Raw genomic sequence first — 18,337 nt, forward strand, 5'->3', positions numbered from 1 at the left:
TTTAATTATCTGATAATTAAAAATATAGGATGAGAATAGGGGGAATATAATGAATTCTTCACTCATTTCAGCGGATGATGCATGGATGCTTTGGGGGTTTATTGCGGTGTGGGCGGCGGTGAGTATTTATTTGGAGCAGCGGTATCGCTGGGCTGCGGCAGTATCGGGGGCTGTACTGGCGCTGGGCGGATCAATGCTGTTTACGAATGCGGGGATTCTTCCGGCCGAGTCGCCCGTCTATGATGCGGTGTGGTCCTATGTTGTTCCGCTTGCGATACCTTTGCTGCTTTTTCAAATCAATGTGCGGAAGATCCTGAAAGAAAGCGGCAGGCTTTTGATGATCTTTTGCATCAGCGCCCTGGGCACTGCTGCCGGAAGCGTGATTGCTTTTTTTCTGTTTAAGCAGCAGATTCCGCACCTTGAGAAAATCGGCGGGATGATCAGTGCCTCTTATATCGGCGGAGGCGTGAATTTTGCGGCGATGGCCGCGAAGTTCTCAACTCCCGGTGAATATGTATCATCGACGGTGGTTGCGGATAATTTTATGATGGCTCTTCTTTTTTTCATTTTAATGGGGATACCGGCGCTTAAATGGTTTCAAAAGCGCTTTGGCGTTCATGAAGAGACGGCCGGCAGCAAAAATCAGGCGGAAGCCTATTGGAAAAGAAAAGAGATGTCCTTGCAGGACATTGCTTTAAACATCGGAACCGCCTTCGCGATCGTTGCTGTGTCTGTAAAAACAGCGGCCTTTTTCAAAGAGCGTTTTTCTTCTGACGGCGGGTTTCAGTTTCTTGCCTTTATCTTGGGTGACCAGTTCCTGCTGCTGACGACGCTGACAATTTTGCTGACAATCGCCTTTCCCCGCTATTTTGAACGGCTGCGCGGCACACAGGAAATCGGGACTTATTTGATTTACTTATTCTTTGTGGTGATCGGCATTCCGGCAGACTTGCGGATCATTCTCATGAACGCACCGCTCCTTTTGGCATTTGTGTTTGTGGTTGCCATGTCCAACCTGCTCGTAACGCTTGCCGCAGGAAAGCTGTTGCGTTTTCGGCTCGAGGAAATTCTCTTGGCCTGCAACGCATCTGTCGGCGGTCCGACAACAGCGGCGGCGATGGCGATCGCCAAAGGCTGGCAGAGCCTCGTCGCTCCGGTTATGCTGGTCGGGACGTTCGGATATCTGATCGGCAATTATGTCGGCACCCTCTTGGGCACATGGTTTTCTACCCTGGTTTAAACGCAAAAAAAGCCGCAGATTCCCTGAAGAGTCTGCGGCTTCTTTTATGATCGGGCGAACGCTCCGGATACGGCTTCCAATGCACGGGCAAAATCGGCCTGCAAATCATCGGCATGTTCCACACCGACGCTCAGCCGCAGAAGGCCGTCGGTAATCCCCCGTTTTTCCCGCTCTTCTTTCGGCATAGCGGCGTGTGACATTTTTGCCGGATAGGAAAGGATCGACTCCACAGCGCCGAGACTGACGGCAAAGACCGGAAGAGAGACGCGTTCCACAATCTTTTTCACGGCTTCTGCATTCTCCAGCTCGAACGAAAGGACGGCGCCGGCGCCATATGACTGGTGCCTGTGAACTGACGCACCCGGATGCGAAGACAGCCCCGGATAATACACTTGTTTGACGGCCGGATGCTTTTCAAAAAATTCAGCGAGCTGCTGAGCTGTTCGAGATGCTTTTTCAAGCCGAACCTGCAGTGTTTTCAGCCCTCTCAGCACAAGCCAGCAGTCTTGGACGCCGAGAACAGCGCCGAACGAATTTTGCAGCTTATAAAGTTCTTCCCCGAGCTTTTTGTCTTTCACAACGGCAAGTCCTGATAATACGTCGCTGTGTCCGCTTAAAAACTTCGTCGCGCTGTGTAGCACAACATCGACGCCGAGCTCGAGCGGCCGCTGCAGCGCCGGGGTCATAAACGTGTTGTCAAGAAACGTCAGACAGCCGTGCGCCTTGGCAAGCTTGACGACGCCTCTGATATCCGTAATGCCGAGCGTCGGATTTGACGGTGTTTCAAGGTAGATGACTTTTGTATTTTCCCTTATGTTTAAAGCAATTTCATTTAAATCCGTCATATCGACGAAAGTATGTTCAATCCCGAAGCGGCTCAGCACTTCCGTAATCATCCGGTAAGTGCCGCCGTACACATCTTTTGTGACAAGCACGTGATCGCCCTTTGACAAAAGCAGAAAGGCGGTGGAAATCGCGGCCATTCCGGATGAAAAAGCAAATCCCCTCGTCCCTCCCTCAAGCTCGGCTATCGTGTCTTCAAGCGCCGTTCTTGTCGGTGTTCCTGACCGGCTGTAGTCATATTCGCCGAATTTGTCAAAAGAGCCTTGATGAAAGGTTGAGGCGTGCTGGATCGGCACGCTGACGGCTCCGGTTGCTCCGTCCGTTTTATTTTGGTTATGAACAAGCCGTGTTTCAAGCGTCCAGTTTTCATGACTCATGCGGAACCGCCTCCCCTTTTACTTTTTCCAGCGCAGCTTTTAGATCCTGCTTTAAATCGGAGACGTGTTCGATTCCGACTGAAAAGCGCAGAAGTCTGTTGCAGACGCCGTTTGCAATTCGGATGTCTTCCGGGATATCCATATGGGTCTGTGTCGCCGGATAGGTGATGAAGCTTTCGACTCCGCCGAGGCTTTCGGCGAAACAGATCGTCTTGAGATTTTTCAGCAACGGATTAACCCATTCTTCTTTTTGAACGCGGAATGACAGCATGCCGCCTTTTCCCGGATAAAGAACATCGGCAATTTCCTCCTGCTCTTCCAAAAAGGCCGCAAGTTCCCGCGCGTTTTCCTGATGCTGTCTCATCCTGAGAGCGAGCGTCTTCATCCCTCTCATTAAGAGCCATGAATCGAACGGCGATAAAACCGCGCCGATGGCGTTTTGGTGCTGGAACATTTCCTCAGACAGCTCTTCGCCTTTTGCAACGACAAGCCCCGCCAAAAGATCGTTATGACCGCCCAAATACTTCGTCGCGCTGTGAATGACAAGATCAGCGCCGAGCTCAATCGGCTTTTGCAGAACCGGTGTATAGAACGTATTGTCAACAATGAGCAGCAAGTCGTGCTCTTTGGCGATTTGCGCGATTTTTTGAATATCAGCTTCCTGCATGAGCGGATTTGTCGGCGTTTCTACAAACAGTGCCTTTGTATTGTTCGTGATTTTCGACTTGATACAGTCTTCGTCTGAAAAATCGTCGTAGAAAAAGCGAAGTCCGTATTTCTTCCATTCGTTTTCAAAAAGGCGGTACGTTCCCCCATATAAATCGGACGAAACGATGAGCTCATCCCCGCTTTGAAACAGAGCCATGATCGTCTGAATGGCAGCCATACCGGAACTGAACGCAAAGCCGCGCGTTCCCCCTTCGAGTTTCGCGATTGCATCTTCAACAAGCTGTCTTGTCGGATTTTTTGTGCGAATGTAATCAAACCCTGTGGATTCCCCGATCCCTTTGTGCCTGTACGCAGAAGAGAAATAAACGGGAGGATTGACAGTTCCCGTTATTTCATCACTGCGGTTGCCGATTTGCGCCAGCGTTGTTTGTACATGTTCAGTCATATGACACCATCCTTTTAAAAATAAAAAACCCCTTCTTCATAAGAAGAAGGGGGATTATGCGCTTCTTCTTATCTTCCAAGCATCTGCTTGCTGGATTTAGCACCTTGGTACACTGACATCGTCAGTGCAGACCGGTTGCTGAGGTTTCAAAGGGCCAGTCCCTCCACCTCTCGTGATAAGAATCTCTTCAATTTTCTGATTGTTCTTTACTTTAACCTAAGTCAAGACATTTTTCAAGGGTCATTTTTAAATCTTTCCTCATATTGAACATGGTATGATGAAACCAAACGACGGAACCGGAGGAATCAGATGCCAAAAACAGAGCGATTAATCGAATTGATGATGACCGTTCATACAAAACGAAAATTTACGGCCGGGGAGCTCGCAGCAGAATTCGGGGTTTCCTACCGCACGATTCTCCGCGATCTGGACGAGCTGAGCGCGCTCGGCGTCCCGATCTATTCTGAAACAGGCGCGAACGGAGGCTATTATTTGCTGAATGAACCTGTGCTTCCGCCGCTCTTTTTTACACAATCAGAGGCGGCGGCTATGTTTTTCGCGTATCAATCTCTGCAGTTTTTCGGATCGCTTCCCTTTGATGCGGAAACGCGGATGGTTTTAAAAAAGTTCTACCGCCACCTTCCCGTGGAAACACAGGAGCGGATTGATGCGATGAAAGACAGAATCGTGTTCTGGAATCCGCATCGTCCAAAAGCCGCCGAACATTTAGAAACGCTTCTTGATGCAGCCATCAATCAATCCGTTTTGACGGTCGTTTATGACGGAACAGACGATTGCGCGGAGAGATCCATCCAGCCCATCGGCTTGTTCAGCTGGAACGGCTTCTGGTACTGTCCGGCCTATTGCTTTAAAAGGCAGGCGTTCAGACTGTTCCGCGCCGACCGCATCCTTCGGGCGGAAAAAGCGGCCAGCCCGCTGGCCCGCCAGCTTCCCTATCGATCGGTTCTCAGCTGGATCAAACATTCGGAGAGCGAGTGCTCTGAACCGGTGCGGCTGCAAGCGGAACTGACACGCAGAGGAGCCAGGCGGGCTGCGGCTGATGTGGACTTATTCAAGATCCTCACCATGCGGGATGACGGGACGGGGGCGATCGATGCAAACCTCCCCAGACCAGAACTTGAGTATTTCGGGGAACTTTTGTGGAACCTCGGCACTGAGGCAACTGTCAAAGAACCCGCGGAAATCAAGCTTCAGCTGAAACGAAAGGCTTCTGACATTTTAGCAAGGTACGACTGACTTTTTTTTAGAATCGTGACAAAGCCTGTCAGGATTAGGTGATACTTTTAGAATAATGCCAAATGGAAAGGATGAAGCAAATGAATCAAGTTCAAGCCCTGCGGAGCGATTTGTTCCACGAGATGGAGACGGGCATCCGCTCCACGTGTCATCTTCTGAAAAAAGTGAAGGAATCTGACTGGTCTTACCGGCCCGCCGACCGCATGCGAAGCCTGAAAGAACTGGCAAGCCATCTGACGGCCATCCCAGAAGCCGACATGGCTATCATGCAGGAAAAGGAAGAGGCCGCCATCTCCCGAATTGAAAAGAAGTATAGTGCATTGCAGTCGGCTGACCAAATGGCTGAAGCGATGCAGAAAGGATTCGCCGCTTTTCAAACGTATATGACTTCCCTCTCCGACGAGGAATTTTTGACGAAAAAAACAAAGCCGTTTTACCTTGATGAAGGGATGACCCAAAGCCGCTGGCTGACGGAAACGCTCACCCACGTCTTCCATCACAGGGCCCAGCTGTTTAATTATTTAAAACAGCTCGGCTATGACGTCAACATGTTCGATCTGTATCTTTAAAAGGTGTTCATATGAAGCTGCCTCTGACAAAAAAAGAACGGTCAAACTTAAGGACAGCCAAGGTAAAAATAAAAAACACGGCATATATGGATCTGTCCGTCCTTGCACATACGCTCGGTTCGTCTTTGGAGCGCGCCGCATACATCAAGGCGCTCGCCCAGTTTCAAACCGCTCCTTCCATCGGGCCGAAAATGGCGCAGTGCGCCGTTGACCTGGGCTACTATTCCCTTGGCGACATCAAGCATGAATCAGGTGCGGATTTGATCATCCGCCTCGAAAAACTGAAAGGCTACTGGGAAGATCCTTGTGCAGAAGATGCGCTGCGATGCATCGTCCATTACGCCAACGATCCCGAAAGCGCTAAAAGCTGGTGGGATTTCACAGAGGAAAGAAAAATGTACCGCGAACGCTGCGGATACCCTCCGGATAGACCGTCAACGCCCTGGTACGAAAAAAAACGGACATAAAAAATCACGGCTGCCGAACAGTTCGGCAGCCCTTTTCGCTTCTTTCACAAGAGAATTTCGTGTTAAAATGAATGGAAACGTTCACAAACATTATTTCTGGAGGAATTCATCTTGGCTATGAAAACAGGAGTCATTCAGGAGAAGAAGCTTTTTTCGGAAGAGCTCGGCGAGGAAATGGAGCTTCTCGTCTATTTGCCGTCATCCTTCTCGCCGCTTTACAAATATCATGTGATCATCGCACAGGATGGACATGACTATTTCCGCCTCGGGCGCATCAGCAGACAGGTGGAAGAACTGCTGGCGAACGGCGAAATCGAAAGAAGCATCATCATCGGCATTCCGTACAAAAACGTACAGGAAAGAAGGCTTACATACCATCCGGAAGGGTCAAAATTCGAAGCGTATAAACGTTTTTTGGCAAATGAACTCGTCCCTTTCGCCGACAGTGAGTACCCGACATACCAAGTCGGATCAGGCAGGACGCTGATCGGAGACTCGCTCGGAGGAACGGTTTCCCTCATGACGGCGCTTGACTATCCGAATATGTTCGGAAACGTCATTATGCAGTCACCTTATGTCGACCGCCATGTTCTCGATAAAGTGAAACAGTCCGATTCCCTGCAGCTTATTTCAATTTGCCACCAAATCGGAGAGAAAGAAACCGCCGTCAAAACGACTGATGATCAAATTTTGGATTTCACCGGTCCAAATGAGCAATTAAAAGAATTGCTTGAAGAAAAGCAGACAAACTACGATTTCAAAGCTTTCGACGGGGATCACAAGTGGACATACTGGCAGCCGCTCATCACCCCCGCTTTAAAAAAAATGCTGTAGCTCTCTGTATATCGGCCCATCTTTGATATACTAAACCATATCAATTGTTTAAGGAGGGAACAAAATGAAATACGGTATTGTGCTATTTCCATCAAAAAAACTTCAGGACATTGCAAATTCCTACCGAAAACGCTATGACCCGAATTACGCTTTAATTCCGCCCCACCTTACATTAAGAACACCTTTTGAAGTGTCCGAAGACGAGATCGCGAGCGTCGTAGGACACCTGAGGGAACTTTCAAAAGAGCTGAAACCGGTCACGCTGAAGATTACAAAATTCAGTTCCTTTGCCCCTGTCAATAATGTCATCTACATGAAAGCCGAACCGACAGAAGAATTGACGCAGCTTCATGAAAAAATGTACAGCGGCGTTTTGGAAGACAAACCCGAATATGCGTTTGTTCCCCATGTCACAGTCGCACAAAAGCTGTCAGATGATGAGCATTCCGACGTCCTCGGCACGCTGAAAATGAGAGACGCGTCCCACGAAGAAGTCATCGACCGCTTTCACCTGCTTTACCAATTGGACAACGGATCTTGGACCGTCTATGAAACTTTTATTTTAGGAGCGTGAAGAAAGCCAGTGGAAGCCGTCATTGTGAAGAATCAACAACAGCTTGAAGACGCCTTCTTTGTTAGAAAGGAAGTCTTTATCAAGGAGCAGCACGTATCACCGGAAGAAGAAATGGATCATCTCGATCAGGAATCTTCACATCTCGTCATCTATGACGGAAAAGAGCCGATCGGCGCTGGCCGGCTACGGCTTGTCGACGGCTATGGCAAACTTGAACGAATCTGTGTACTGAAAAGCCACCGCTCCCTCGGCATCGGCAACCTGATCATTCAGGCGCTTGAAGAGGAAGCCGCCAAGCAAGGCGCGGTTCAATTCATGCTGAACGCGCAGACACAGGCTGTTCCCTTTTACGAAAAACACGGCTATAAAGTCGTGTCTGAAGAATTTTTAGATGCGAATATCCCCCATGTCAAAATGGTCAAAAAGTAACCGTTCCGCTTTTTAAGCGGAACGGTTTTTCTTTTCCTCAGAAAACATTTCATAGTTTGTTCATCTTTTGTTTATCGTTTATTCAACATTGTCTATTAAAGTTGTTTCTAAGCTTTTACGAAGCCCTACACAAAATAGACGGGAGGTAAACAGCCGAATGCCGTTATGAACAAAAAAAACATCACCACACTCGCCCGTTTCGGGATAGTCGGAGCCGGAAACACACTCGTTGATTTCGCCGTGTTTTTCATCCTTACGTCCCTCCGCGTACCCTATCTGGCCGCACAGCTGTTTTCCTATTCGGCAGGCGTAGCAAACAGCTATATCTGGAATCGGACATGGACGTTTCAAGTAAAGGAAAAAGCACATGGCGCGGAAATCGTCCGGTTTATCATAATCAATCTTGCAGCAGCGGGCGCTACATTTGTCCTTCTGTATATTTTTCAAAAAGCCGGCCTTTCCCTTTTTGTCAGCAAAATGTCCGCAACAGTCGCAGGAATGGCGATCAACTTTATCGGAAACAGGCTTTGGGTGTTTCAAAAACCCGGAACAGATTCATAAAAAAGACCAGGAGTGAATAACCATGAAAGTAAAAAAAGCAGTCATCCCAGCAGCCGGTTTGGGTACAAGGTTTTTGCCGGCAACAAAAGCGCAGCCGAAAGAAATGCTGCCGATTGTCGATAAACCGGCTATACAATATATCGTGGAAGAAGCTGTTCAATCAGGAATAGAAGACATCCTTATCATTACAGGAAGAAATAAGCGTTCGATTGAAGACCATTTTGACCGCTCTGTTGAACTGGAGCAAAACCTGTTCGCCAAAGGAAAAAATGATGTGTTAAAAGAGATACGCGACATCGCCGATATGGCGAATATTCATTATATCCGGCAAAAGGAGCCCCTCGGTCTCGGACATGCGGTGTTATCGGCCAAGCATTTCATCGGTGATGAGCCGTTTGCCGTCCTTCTCGGCGACGACATCATGGTGTCAGAAACGCCGGCGCTTCGGCAGCTGCTCGAAGTATTTGAAGAATATCAGACAGAAGTAATCGGCGTTCAGCCAGTCGATCCGGCGGACGTGAGCAAATACGGCATTATTCAGACGTCCGCGCAAAAGAACAAAGTATATCAAATTGACGATCTTGTGGAAAAGCCGTCTGTCAAAGAAGCCCCTTCAAATATCGCGGTTATGGGCCGCTATGTGCTGAGGCCTTCGATTTTCCCTGTGCTCGAACAAACGAAGCGCGGTGCGGGAAATGAAATTCAGCTGACTGACGCACTAAGGGAAATCTGCCGGGAACAAAGCATGTATGCGCGCAAATTGGAAGGAAGCCGCTTTGATATCGGCGACAAGCTGGGCAGTTTTAAAGCGAGTACGGAAATCGCTCTTATGCGGGACGAGATGCGGCCAAAACTGCTCGCCTACCTGGAAAGCGTCCTAAAAAAAGAAGCGCAGAAAGGAGCATGGCAATGACATCCGTACTCGTTACAGGAGGAGCCGGATACATCGGCAGCCACACCGTACTCGAATTAACAAAGCAAAACCGCTCCGTCGTCGTGCTTGACAATTTATCTACCGGACACAGGGAAGCCGTCAGCGGGATCAGCTTTTACGAAGGCGACATCGGTGATGCGGCACTTGTCAAAGCCATCATCAAACATCATGATGTCGATGCTGTCATCCATTTCGCCGCCAAAAGCCTTGTGTCCGAATCGATCGAAAAGCCTGAGCTCTACTTTAGGGAAAACACGCTCAAGTCTTGTGCATTCTTCGAAACGGTCATCAAGGAAGGCGTCAAAAACATCGTCTTTTCGTCGACCGCCGCCGTATATGGCATCCCGGAGAACGTCCCGATCAAAGAGATAGCCCCCCTCTCCCCTGTCAATCCTTACGGGGAATCGAAGCTGATGATCGAAAAATACTTGCACTGGGTCGGGAAAACGCACGGTGTCAAATGGGCAGCCCTCCGCTACTTCAACGCGGCCGGCGCCGCTTTAAACGGAGCGATCGGCGAGGATCACGATCCTGAAAGCCATCTCATTCCCCTCGTCCTGCAGACGGCTTTGGGACAGCGAAAGCAGCTGTCCATTTTCGGAGATGATTACCCGACGCCGGACGGAACATGCATCAGGGATTATATTCACGTCCTCGATCTGGCTTCCGCCCACCTGGCGGCTCTTGACAGGTTATATGAAGACAGACTGAAGCAAAATGTTTATAATGTAGGGACAGGAGCCGGACATTCCGTAAAAGAAATCATTGAAACCGCGGAAAACATGACAGAGCGAAGCATTGCAGCAAAAACGGACGAGCGCAGAGCGGGGGATCCGCCAGTGCTTGTGGCGGACAGCCGGACACTGATGGAAGATACCGGATGGAAGCCGCAATACAGCGATTTACAAACCATCATTCAAAGCGCGTGGCAATGGCACAGGGCGCATCCGGACGGTTTTTGAGATTCGCTTGTTTCCCGCGCGGGCGGCAGGGAAACATCCCGGCGGCTGCTCCAACGTTCGGCTGATGAAATCAAAAGCAGGGAGAAAAAACGAAAATGGGAAGCATAGTGAATGATATTTTAATGTGGCTGACCGATCTTGGCTATTTCGGCATTGCAATCGGTTTAATGATCGAAATCATCCCGAGTGAAATCGTACTGGCCTACGGCGGATACTTGGTGTCAAGCGGCTCTATTACGATGACAGGGGCCGTGATCGCCGGCGTCATCGGGGGAACGATTGCTCAATTGTTTTTATACTGGATCGGCTATTACGGCGGAAGGCCGTTTTTATACAAATACGGAAAGTACTTATTGATCCAAAAGCATCACATTCAAACGGCCGAAAAATGGTTTGAGAAATACGGCGGAGGCGTTGTCTTTTCCGCCCGCTTCATTCCCGTGGTCAGGCACGCCATCTCCATTCCGGCAGGAATTGCGAAAATGCCGATTTTAAAATTCACAGGTCTGACCGTGCTGGCCATCATACCGTGGTCGATATTATTCGTCTACCTCGGCATACAGCTCGGCAGCCGGTGGGACCATGTTGAAAATGTGGCGAGAACGTACACGACTCCGATTATGATCGGAGCGGCCGCTATGATTATTCTGTATTTCGGACTCAAAAAACTGCGCAAAAAATAACGAAAACCCCGGTATAAAAGCCGGGGTTTGTTTCATCTTTCAAACGGACTCGTTAACGTAGCGTCCGCTTTCCGCCTTTTCCGCAACACGGCGGTTCAGCGTTTTTTTTCGCTTCTTTTCCAAGACCCGCCTAAAAGCCGCAGTCTGGTTTTCCTCTCTTTTTTCGACTTCGCGGTAGGCGCGCTCGCTTGGGATATTGGCGGTTTTTTGTATATGCGCATAGTTCGATTTTTGGCTGATGCTGCGATTGGCGTACTGTGTATATTGATCATGATGGACAGGCGGCAAATATCCCATTCGATCTCCTCCTCATCAGCTTTAATTCCCAAAAATCTACTGTTTTAAACGGTTTTCATTTGATATGATAGACGTTGTCTCATAACACTAGACGATTACCCATTAATTGGAGGACCTCTTTTTGAAATGCGCCCGATTCAATAACCGAGACATTCATATACATACATATTCGAGAGAACACCTGCAATTCCTCTTTGATGAAGCAAGAAAAGACAGAATCACGTGTAAACATTGCGGCTTGCCTCTCAGACTGAAATTGTCGATTCATGAAGAACCACATTTTTTCCACCGGGAAAACGGGGATTTTTCTCAATGTGAAGCAGCTTGCTTAAACGAGAAGACAGAGCAAACCAGACAGAACGACTATACAGAAAGCGGCGTGTTCCGTCTCCCGAAAGGCAAAGCGATCGGAGAGGAAAAGAAGACGGATGCGGACTTCTGGACGCCGCCTCGCGAAGCTTCCATCCATTCTCCTTTCTCCCCAGCGGAAGAAACGGCCCCGGAACCGGTCTTTCCGAATGTGCCGCTGAATGAGAAACAGCTTGCCGCCGTGACGGCCCCCGAAGAACCCCTTCTCGTTCTGGCCGGCGCGGGAAGCGGAAAAACACGGGTATTAACCGCGCGAGCGGCTTATATGATATCCCGGCTCGATATCCCGCCTTCCGCCATTTTGCTCGTCACATTCACGACAAAAGCCGTGAAAGAAATGAAAGAGCGGATGGCCTCGCAATACGGATTGCCGATGCAGACTGTGAACCGCCTCGTGACAGGCACCTTCCACAGCTTTTTCTACAAAATTCTTTATCACCATGATCCGGCAAGATGGAATGGCGAGCACCTGCTGAAATGGGAATGGCAAAAAGAACAATACATCAAAATGGCCCTTGCCGAAGAAGGGCTTGATGAAAAAGATTTTCCGGTTGATCAGGCGATCCAGCAGATCGGCTACTGGAAGAACGCTTATCTTCCGGGCGAACAGATTCCGCTGGAAGACGAATGGGAAAAGCGGGTTCACCGGCTGTACCGTCAATATGAAGAACAAAAAGCTGCGCGGCGCCAATTTGATTTCGACGATATGGCATCTGCATGCTGGCAGCTGTTTCAAGAACAGCCAGACATTTTAAAACGATATCAGACGCGCTTTCACGCGATTTTGATCGACGAATTTCAGGACATTAACCCTGTTCAGTATGCCATCATCAAGCTGTTGGCGAGCCCGGAAAACAACCTGACCTGTGTCGGGGATGATGACCAGTCAATCTACGCGTTCAGAGGCAGCAGCCCTTCTTTTATACTCGATTTTGAAAAAGATTATCCGAAGGCGAAAACGGTCCGCCTCACGACGAATTACAGATCGAGCCATCCGATTGTGGCAAGCGCTGATATGGTCGTGAGGAAAAATAAAAAGCGTTTTCCGAAAACATTAAGTGCCGCGAGAGATGACCGCCAAAAACCGCTTATATTTTATCCTTATGATGAAGAGGAAGAAGCGATTATGATCGTCTCTGATATCCAAGAAAAAATTGAAATGGGCGCTAAGCCTGATGACTTCGCCATCCTATACCGGACAAACAGCAGCGGGCGCGCAATCTTTGAACGTCTGCACCAGTCAGCTATTCCGTACACGGCTGAACAAGGCGTCCGGTCGTTTTACAGCAGGAGAATCGTCCGGCAGATCCTGGCTTATCTCTACTTAAGCCAAAATCAGGATGACGCGGAAGCCGTCAAACAGATTTTACCCGCCCTCTTTCTCAAGCAGTCCGCATTAAATACGCTTAAAGCGCTCTCGATTACCGAAGATTGCACGATGGTTCACGCGCTTGAAAAACTAACCGACATCAAACCGTTTCAGCTTGATAAAATAAAGAAAATCGTTCCTTTTTTCACAGGCTTAAAAACGATGAAACCAGTTGAAGCGATCTCTTTCGCAGAGGAAAAAATGGGATTTTCCGATTACTTAAAAAAGCGCGGTAACGAAGGAAACAAGCTCGAAAAAGGGTCTGACGATCTGCGGGATCTCAAAACAGCGGCAAAAAAATTCAAAACGATCCCCGAATTTCTTGAGCATGTCGATCATATGAGAGCAGCGGAAAAGCAAAAAGCTGACGGATACGGTGTTCAGCTTTTAACAATCCACCGTGCGAAAGGGCTTGAATTCAAAACGGTCTATATCCTGGGGGTGCAGGACGGCTCGATTCCGCATGACTTTGCCCTTGAGACAGCGAGAAAAGGCGACGAAACCGCTCTTGAAGAAGAGCGGAGGCTGCTGTATGTCGCCATGACCCGGGCCGAGGATCGTCTGTATATCAGCGTCCCTTCCGTCAGAAGGGGCAGAACGGCATACCGCTCAAGGTTTTTGCAGCCTGTTTTACGCCCGAATCCCCAGGTCCAGCTGCAATAAAAGACACCGTGCCCTCCTTTTATCGGAAGGCGCGGTGTTTATTTTTTGCTGTTCATCATTTTCGCGATCGTGTTGAAATCCATTTTTTCCTTGCCGCTTACAATGGATTCAACAATCTTATCTTCCATTTCCTTCGGAACCCGTTTGTTCGCCAATTTAGCGACACGCTTAATCACACTGCGGACCGTATTTTCATCCTTGAAGTTGGCATTTTGCAGCGAATTCGCAAGCTGCATGACCTCATTCATGCTGACGCCCGTTTTCTTTTCGATGTTTTTGAAAAATTGATTGTCCATACCTATGCCTCCTTTTTGGGAGTGATACGCTATCTTATGCATCTTTGAAAAGCCTTGTGCTTTTCCCGTTCAAAAAGAAGAGGGCCCGGCACACATGCCGCCGCCCTCTTCGCTTCAACTCAAAAACTAATATTTAAAAGAAGCGCCGACAATAATGAGAAGAATAAACAAGACAACGATCAATACAAACGTTGAACCATAGCCGCCGCCATAGCCTCCGCTGTAGCCGCCGCCGTAGCCTCCGCCACAAAAGCCCATCTAAAGCACCTCCTTTTCTCCCTACACGATATGACAGTTGATAGGATTCGCTTGGATTGATGCATAGGGCTTCCGTGGATTATTTATAGATGCCCGGCAGACTCACGTCCTCTCCCAGCCATTTTTCAGCATTCTCTGCAAACGCTTCGACCTGCCTGCCGAACTGTTCGGCAGAACGGTCAAATGTCTCCAGTTCCTTCTGCTGCTCAAAGATCACCCGGTCATGGCCGGCTTGCGTTTGATCGTGCTTGCGGCATATTGATTCAACCAGCTGTTCAAATACATTCATCGCTTTTCCCCCTTATGATGGTGTATGCATCAGAAGAAAAATTGGCAACAAAAAAACCGGACTGTATCCGGCTTTTTTTGATATTAATAGGTTCTCTTCTTTTTGCCGCATCCGCAGCCTTTTTTCTTCACTTTTTTTGAGAAAGTGGACTGATGATTGCTGGAAGCGTTCGTTAATCGGCCTTGCTGCCTTCTTTTCACTTGTCTCATTGCATTCCTTCCTTTCTCATGCTTATACGCCATTATATGAGTCTTCTTTTCATAAGTTGCCAATGATAAATCCCCATTCAATCGAGCCATTTGGACACGATCGTTTCCAGTACCCCAGCAAGGCCTGCTATGGCAAGCAGAAGAATCAGCCATTCGGCAATGGTCGGAACAAAGGCGTAAAGAACAAGCAAAAACGCGGTACACCACACACCCGTGCACCAATAACAGCTCAACAGCTCGCCGATCCACGCTCTCACGCCTTTTCCTTTCATGACAAGATACGTCTCGGTCTCTCCCGTTTTTTCGTTTTTTTCTTCAACCTCTTCGTGAAACAGGCTTCTAAACGGCGCCATGATCGTATCAAACACGACCAGCCGTGTCAGCCGAAATACCGCGATAGAAAATAGAATATATAAAAGCCAGCTTTGTATCACAGGGCTCCCCCTTTCCTGCTTCCAAATATATGCCGGAACCGCCTTCCCTAAAACAGCAAATTTGGGTGCTGAAATGTATGTTTTCCTCATTCCGCTAAGTTACCGGTCTGCATTTAATAAAGTGTGGATAAGAAAGGAGTGAAAGTTATGTCGTTTCATGAAAAAGCCGAAGCGCTGTACGCAAAAACATTTGACGAATTATACCGGGAATATGACCAGCTCATTGAAGTGATTGATTCCGAACATGTCACTGTAAACACGGCAAACATAACAGCAGCTCTCTCTTTACAAGCCACTGTGATCTCTTTGACGATTTTATCGGCTCAGCTTGCGATCGAAGACGAGGATACAGCAGACATCGTAACAGAACATGTTTTAGCCGTACACAGGCTGCAAAGCAGGAGAAGAGTCATCATCAAAGTCATCGGCAGCCGCAATGTCACCATTACGCTTTCCTCGCTGGAGATCCTGCTTTCCGTCCAAGTTTTAACCGAAGTGCTGATCGCGCTTATCACAGAGCTTGACATACTTTAAGCCTTCCTTTCTTTCTAATATTTTTTGAGAAATTGAGGTGAAAAACAATTGGCAGATCGCGAAAAGCTTAAAGCGGAAGTAAATCCGCTGACAAATACGCTTGTGCAAAATATCCTTAGAAAACACGGCGTTTCAAAAGACAATGTGCGAACGCTGTCTGAGGAAGAAAAAGAAAACATCTTAAAAATACTCGAAGATTTAAAGGCGCAGTCCGAGGCTCTCATCCAGCGGCAGCAGGAAAAGAAGAAAGAAGCGAACAATGAATCATCATCACAATCCGAAGAACGCCCGAGACGAAGAAGAGAACGTTCAGGTAAAAATAAATTAAGAGAAAAGCTGAGACAAAGAAGGCAGCAGGAGAACACCGCCCAAACCGAAGAAAAAAATGGGGATTTGGAGTAGGGTATCTGCCATATACAAGTTCGAGCCTTCAAACATTTAATAATAGTAAATGGAAGGAGGAAAACAAATGGAAACTAGACCATATTCTTGGGTTGCGCTAGATCCAGAATGCGAGCATCCGGGAACTGAGTATTATCCGAGACACCCTAAGAAACACGTTTGTGACGATTACAACTGCAAGTGCGGTAAACACGATGCATTTATCAATCAGGAGCTCGACCAGCTCAACCTGAACAAACAGCTGTCAGATGAGACAATCATCATCAAGGATTCTTGCGATATCCGAGTCTCTACAGAGGATACTCAAGTTGTCGCATCTGTTATGACTGCGGTGCAGACGGCAATTGTTACAATCGTTCTGGCAATCATTGACGATGCTGATCTTGCCGAGCTTGTATCACAAGACTTGCTGCAGGTAACAGCAAACAAGCAAACAAACCGTCAAAAATTAATTATCGACAATTCACGCGATGTCACAGTTACAACAGAAGATACCGATGTCGCCGTCTTGGTCTCTACAGCTGTCCAAACGCTTACCGTTGTTATAGCAACACTTATCGTCGGACTCCTTTAATACAAAAAAGCAGAGCCATCAAGCTCTGCTTTTCTTCATTTTTATAGACGATTACCCACACCAACAAGGGCACGGGTACATATGTTGTTAAAGACTAAAGTCAAATATCCCTATAAAAAGGAGCTGAAATCCATGAGCTGCGGAAAACATCATGGCCGGCATGAAAATTGTGTATGCGATGCAGTAGAACAAATTATAAAAGAACAGGATGCAGTTGAAGAAACATGTCCGACGAGCTGCTTCGGCAATCTGCTGAGTCCGACGGTTTCCGGTAAAGACACCATTCCGTTCCTTTTGTACGACAAAAAAGGCGGTTTATTTTCAACATTTGGAAATGTCGGCGGATTTTCAGATGATATGCAGTGCTTCGAATCGATTTTCTTCCGGGCAGAAAGTCTAAAAGATTGCTGTGCAACGCTTTCAATCCTGAGGCCTGTGGACATAAACGGCGACACATTAAGCGTCTGCCATCCTTGTGACCCTGACTTTTTCGGGCTTGAAAAAACGGACTTTTGCATCGAGGTTGACTTAACTTGTTTCTGCGCAATTCAATGTCTGTCACCTGAACTAGTTGATCGCGCAACAGACAAAAAACACAATCAGCACCACGGTTAAAAGGTGTCGGACTGCATCAAGCCGGCCGTTATGATCGGCTTGATGCCAGTCTTTTCACGAAAGCTGCCGGCTTTCGGCAGCTCCTTTTACCAATAGAAAAGCCAGGCCGAAAAACGAAATTTTATATCCTGAACTGGGAGGGATCATAACATGACAAAATGTTCAGCTGAAAATTGCGTGTGCGAAGCCGTTGAAAACATTCACGATCTGCAAAACGCCATTGAGGAAGAAGGCTGCCCGACAAGCTGCTTCAGCAACCTGCTTTCCCCTTCGAGGCACTTAGGCGACACCATTCCATTTATTATATACACCTCAAAGTCTAAGCCGTTCGTAGCGTTTGGAAATGTCGGAGAACTTCAGGCAGGCCCTTGCTTCAGCACTGTGTTTTTCAGAGTTGAAGACATTAAGGACTGCTGTGCTACATTAAGACTGTTGATTGCCTTTGATGAAAATCGCCGCGTTCTCGATTTCACAGAAGAAAAAGACAAAATTTGCGATGTGTTCCGCTTGGAAAAAACAAATTTCTGCGTCGAAGTGGATCTGGAATGCTTCTGTGCGATCGAATGCTTAAATCCGCAACTGATCAATCGTTCAAATTAAAAAGTCCCTGAATCGGGACTTTTTTTATCATGTAATTTAAAAGCCAAGCGGGTGCAAGGAAGTAATACTCTCGATTTGCAGTTCCGCCGGAGCCCCTTTGCTCGACGTTTTGACAAATACGGAACCGCCTTTCTTTCCGGCGATCGTTCCTCTGTATGTCTTCCCGTCTGCTTCAATGAGGCAAAGGGTTTTCGGCATATTGCCGGGAAGGCTTGCCAAAAAGTCGATTTTCTCGGCGATGGTCATCTTGCTGAGCGGCTTTTTAATCGGTTTGACTCCTTTTTCTGACCGATTCGCCTCATCGCTAAGCACCGCTTCGGCGCCATCCTTTTCGTCTGGCCGGACGGCTTCATCCTGCTGTTCCTTTCGCCGGGCTTTTTGTTCGGAAGCGTCGGGTTTTGCTTTCTTCTTTCTTTTAATCAGAATATCCTGCATGTTCGCTTCTGCCTTATCATAGTCCGGCTGCACAATATACATGAGCGGCTTTTGCTCCGCATCGTTTTTTCTGCTAGACATCTTGATCCCTCCGATCTGTTCATGGTATATCTATATGCAAAAAAGGAGAAATCAGAAGAAAAGAAAAA

At 47.9% G+C, this 18,337-nt stretch carries 26 protein-coding genes and 1 riboswitch; of the genes, 17 read left to right on the forward strand and 9 right to left on the reverse strand.

The window, feature by feature from the left end:
• Positions 1–49: 49 nt before the first annotated feature.
• On the forward strand, positions 50–1,240 hold the full coding sequence (locus tag ACH97_RS09615; protein WP_020450975.1) for a DUF819 family protein: 1,191 nt from the start codon (positions 50–52) through the stop codon (positions 1,238–1,240).
• Positions 1,241–1,284: 44 nt separating this feature from the next.
• Here the strand turns inward: ACH97_RS09615 and metC are convergent, their stop codons facing one another.
• Together metC and ACH97_RS09625 are read right to left on the reverse strand one after the other, a co-directional pair.
• Complete coding sequence (metC, locus tag ACH97_RS09620) at positions 1,285–2,460, reverse strand: cystathionine beta-lyase (RefSeq protein ID WP_020450974.1); 1,176 nt, start codon at positions 2,458–2,460, stop codon at positions 1,285–1,287.
• Positions 2,450–3,574, reverse strand: coding sequence for a methionine biosynthesis PLP-dependent protein (locus ACH97_RS09625; RefSeq protein ID WP_003180736.1), 1,125 nt, complete (start codon positions 3,572–3,574; stop codon positions 2,450–2,452). Before ACH97_RS09625 ends, metC begins: the two co-directional genes overlap by 11 nt.
• 65 nt (positions 3,575–3,639) lie before the next feature.
• Positions 3,640–3,756, reverse strand: a riboswitch (SAM riboswitch).
• Between the two features lie 127 nt (positions 3,757–3,883).
• Between ACH97_RS09625 and ACH97_RS09630 the strand changes: the two genes are divergently transcribed.
• The 10 genes from ACH97_RS09630 to uptA all read left to right on the forward strand — a co-directional run bounded on the left by ACH97_RS09630 (position 3,884) and on the right by uptA (position 10,844).
• Complete coding sequence (locus ACH97_RS09630; RefSeq protein WP_020450973.1) at positions 3,884–4,831, forward strand: helix-turn-helix transcriptional regulator; 948 nt, start codon at positions 3,884–3,886, stop codon at positions 4,829–4,831.
• A gap of 80 nt (positions 4,832–4,911) precedes the next feature.
• Positions 4,912–5,400: a DinB family protein gene (locus ACH97_RS09635; RefSeq protein ID WP_020450972.1), complete on the forward strand. Its 489-nt coding sequence runs from the start codon at positions 4,912–4,914 to the stop codon at positions 5,398–5,400.
• An 11-nt stretch (positions 5,401–5,411) separates the two neighbouring features.
• On the forward strand, positions 5,412–5,867 hold the full coding sequence (locus tag ACH97_RS09640; RefSeq protein ID WP_003180732.1) for a helix-hairpin-helix domain-containing protein: 456 nt from the start codon (positions 5,412–5,414) through the stop codon (positions 5,865–5,867).
• A gap of 111 nt (positions 5,868–5,978) precedes the next feature.
• Positions 5,979–6,701 carry an esterase family protein gene (locus ACH97_RS09645; protein ID WP_003180731.1) on the forward strand — a complete coding sequence of 241 codons (723 nt, stop codon included), beginning with the start codon at positions 5,979–5,981 and terminating at the stop codon, positions 6,699–6,701.
• A 64-nt stretch (positions 6,702–6,765) separates the two neighbouring features.
• Positions 6,766–7,275 carry a YjcG family protein gene (locus ACH97_RS09650; protein WP_003180728.1) on the forward strand — a complete coding sequence of 170 codons (510 nt, stop codon included), beginning with the start codon at positions 6,766–6,768 and terminating at the stop codon, positions 7,273–7,275.
• Between the two features lie 9 nt (positions 7,276–7,284).
• Positions 7,285–7,704: a GNAT family N-acetyltransferase gene (locus ACH97_RS09655; protein ID WP_003180726.1), complete on the forward strand. Its 420-nt coding sequence runs from the start codon at positions 7,285–7,287 to the stop codon at positions 7,702–7,704.
• 165 nt (positions 7,705–7,869) lie between these two features.
• Complete coding sequence (locus ACH97_RS09660; protein ID WP_020450971.1) at positions 7,870–8,265, forward strand: GtrA family protein; 396 nt, start codon at positions 7,870–7,872, stop codon at positions 8,263–8,265.
• Between the two features lie 16 nt (positions 8,266–8,281).
• Positions 8,282–9,178: a UTP--glucose-1-phosphate uridylyltransferase GalU gene (gene galU / locus ACH97_RS09665; RefSeq protein WP_161517787.1), complete on the forward strand. Its 897-nt coding sequence runs from the start codon at positions 8,282–8,284 to the stop codon at positions 9,176–9,178.
• Entirely contained in the window at positions 9,175–10,161 is a 987-nt protein-coding gene (gene galE, locus ACH97_RS09670) for a UDP-glucose 4-epimerase GalE (RefSeq protein WP_020450969.1), read from the forward strand. Before galU ends, galE begins: the two co-directional genes overlap by 4 nt.
• 95 nt (positions 10,162–10,256) lie before the next feature.
• Positions 10,257–10,844: an undecaprenyl phosphate transporter UptA gene (gene uptA, locus ACH97_RS09675; RefSeq protein ID WP_020450968.1), complete on the forward strand. Its 588-nt coding sequence runs from the start codon at positions 10,257–10,259 to the stop codon at positions 10,842–10,844.
• 39 nt (positions 10,845–10,883) lie between these two features.
• Here uptA and ACH97_RS09680 read toward each other — a convergent pair whose 3' ends face one another.
• Entirely contained in the window at positions 10,884–11,141 is a 258-nt protein-coding gene (locus tag ACH97_RS09680) for a hypothetical protein (protein WP_003180714.1), read from the reverse strand.
• 121 nt (positions 11,142–11,262) lie between these two features.
• On the opposite strand from ACH97_RS09680, the gene ACH97_RS09685 reads away from it, so the two are divergent.
• The gene (locus ACH97_RS09685; protein WP_020450967.1) at positions 11,263–13,542 is read left to right on the forward strand and encodes an ATP-dependent helicase; all 2,280 of its coding nucleotides are present in this window, start codon (positions 11,263–11,265) and stop codon (positions 13,540–13,542) included.
• 38 nt (positions 13,543–13,580) lie between these two features.
• Here the strand turns inward: ACH97_RS09685 and spoVIF are convergent, their stop codons facing one another.
• The 5 genes from spoVIF to ACH97_RS09700 form a co-directional block, all read right to left on the reverse strand.
• Entirely contained in the window at positions 13,581–13,838 is a 258-nt protein-coding gene (gene spoVIF, locus ACH97_RS09690) for a sporulation-specific transcription regulator SpoVIF (protein WP_020450966.1), read from the reverse strand.
• Between the two features lie 126 nt (positions 13,839–13,964).
• Entirely contained in the window at positions 13,965–14,096 is a 132-nt protein-coding gene (locus ACH97_RS22835; RefSeq protein WP_020450965.1) for a YjcZ family sporulation protein, read from the reverse strand.
• Positions 14,097–14,175: 79 nt separating this feature from the next.
• Positions 14,176–14,385: a hypothetical protein gene (locus ACH97_RS09695; protein WP_020450964.1), complete on the reverse strand. Its 210-nt coding sequence runs from the start codon at positions 14,383–14,385 to the stop codon at positions 14,176–14,178.
• An 83-nt stretch (positions 14,386–14,468) separates the two neighbouring features.
• Positions 14,469–14,594 (reverse strand): hypothetical protein, encoded by a 126-nt coding sequence (locus ACH97_RS24220; RefSeq protein WP_254926386.1) that lies wholly within the window; start codon positions 14,592–14,594, stop codon positions 14,469–14,471.
• A gap of 77 nt (positions 14,595–14,671) precedes the next feature.
• Positions 14,672–15,028: a DUF1360 domain-containing protein gene (locus ACH97_RS09700; RefSeq protein ID WP_003180704.1), complete on the reverse strand. Its 357-nt coding sequence runs from the start codon at positions 15,026–15,028 to the stop codon at positions 14,672–14,674.
• 147 nt (positions 15,029–15,175) lie between these two features.
• Between ACH97_RS09700 and ACH97_RS09705 the strand changes: the two genes are divergently transcribed.
• The 5 genes from ACH97_RS09705 to ACH97_RS09725 all read left to right on the forward strand — a co-directional run bounded on the left by ACH97_RS09705 (position 15,176) and on the right by ACH97_RS09725 (position 17,753).
• A complete protein-coding gene (locus tag ACH97_RS09705) occupies positions 15,176–15,562 on the forward strand; it encodes a spore coat protein (RefSeq protein ID WP_020450962.1) in 387 nt (128 codons plus the stop codon).
• 48 nt (positions 15,563–15,610) lie between these two features.
• A complete protein-coding gene (locus ACH97_RS09710) occupies positions 15,611–15,964 on the forward strand; it encodes a hypothetical protein (RefSeq protein WP_003180698.1) in 354 nt (117 codons plus the stop codon).
• Between the two features lie 67 nt (positions 15,965–16,031).
• Positions 16,032–16,538: a spore coat protein gene (locus tag ACH97_RS09715; RefSeq protein WP_003180696.1), complete on the forward strand. Its 507-nt coding sequence runs from the start codon at positions 16,032–16,034 to the stop codon at positions 16,536–16,538.
• Between the two features lie 132 nt (positions 16,539–16,670).
• Positions 16,671–17,153 (forward strand): CotY/CotZ family spore coat protein, encoded by a 483-nt coding sequence (locus ACH97_RS09720; protein ID WP_020450961.1) that lies wholly within the window; start codon positions 16,671–16,673, stop codon positions 17,151–17,153.
• A gap of 150 nt (positions 17,154–17,303) precedes the next feature.
• On the forward strand, positions 17,304–17,753 hold the full coding sequence (locus ACH97_RS09725) for a CotY/CotZ family spore coat protein (RefSeq protein ID WP_020450960.1): 450 nt from the start codon (positions 17,304–17,306) through the stop codon (positions 17,751–17,753).
• 36 nt (positions 17,754–17,789) lie between these two features.
• Here the strand turns inward: ACH97_RS09725 and ACH97_RS09730 are convergent, their stop codons facing one another.
• Positions 17,790–18,269, reverse strand: a complete 480-nt coding sequence (locus ACH97_RS09730) for a CotO family spore coat protein (RefSeq protein ID WP_003180690.1) — start codon at positions 18,267–18,269, stop codon at positions 17,790–17,792.
• Between the last annotated feature and the right edge of the window lie 68 nt (positions 18,270–18,337).

This window comes from Bacillus paralicheniformis, assembly GCF_001042485.2.
In the GTDB taxonomy this organism is placed as follows: domain Bacteria; phylum Bacillota; class Bacilli; order Bacillales; family Bacillaceae; genus Bacillus; species Bacillus paralicheniformis.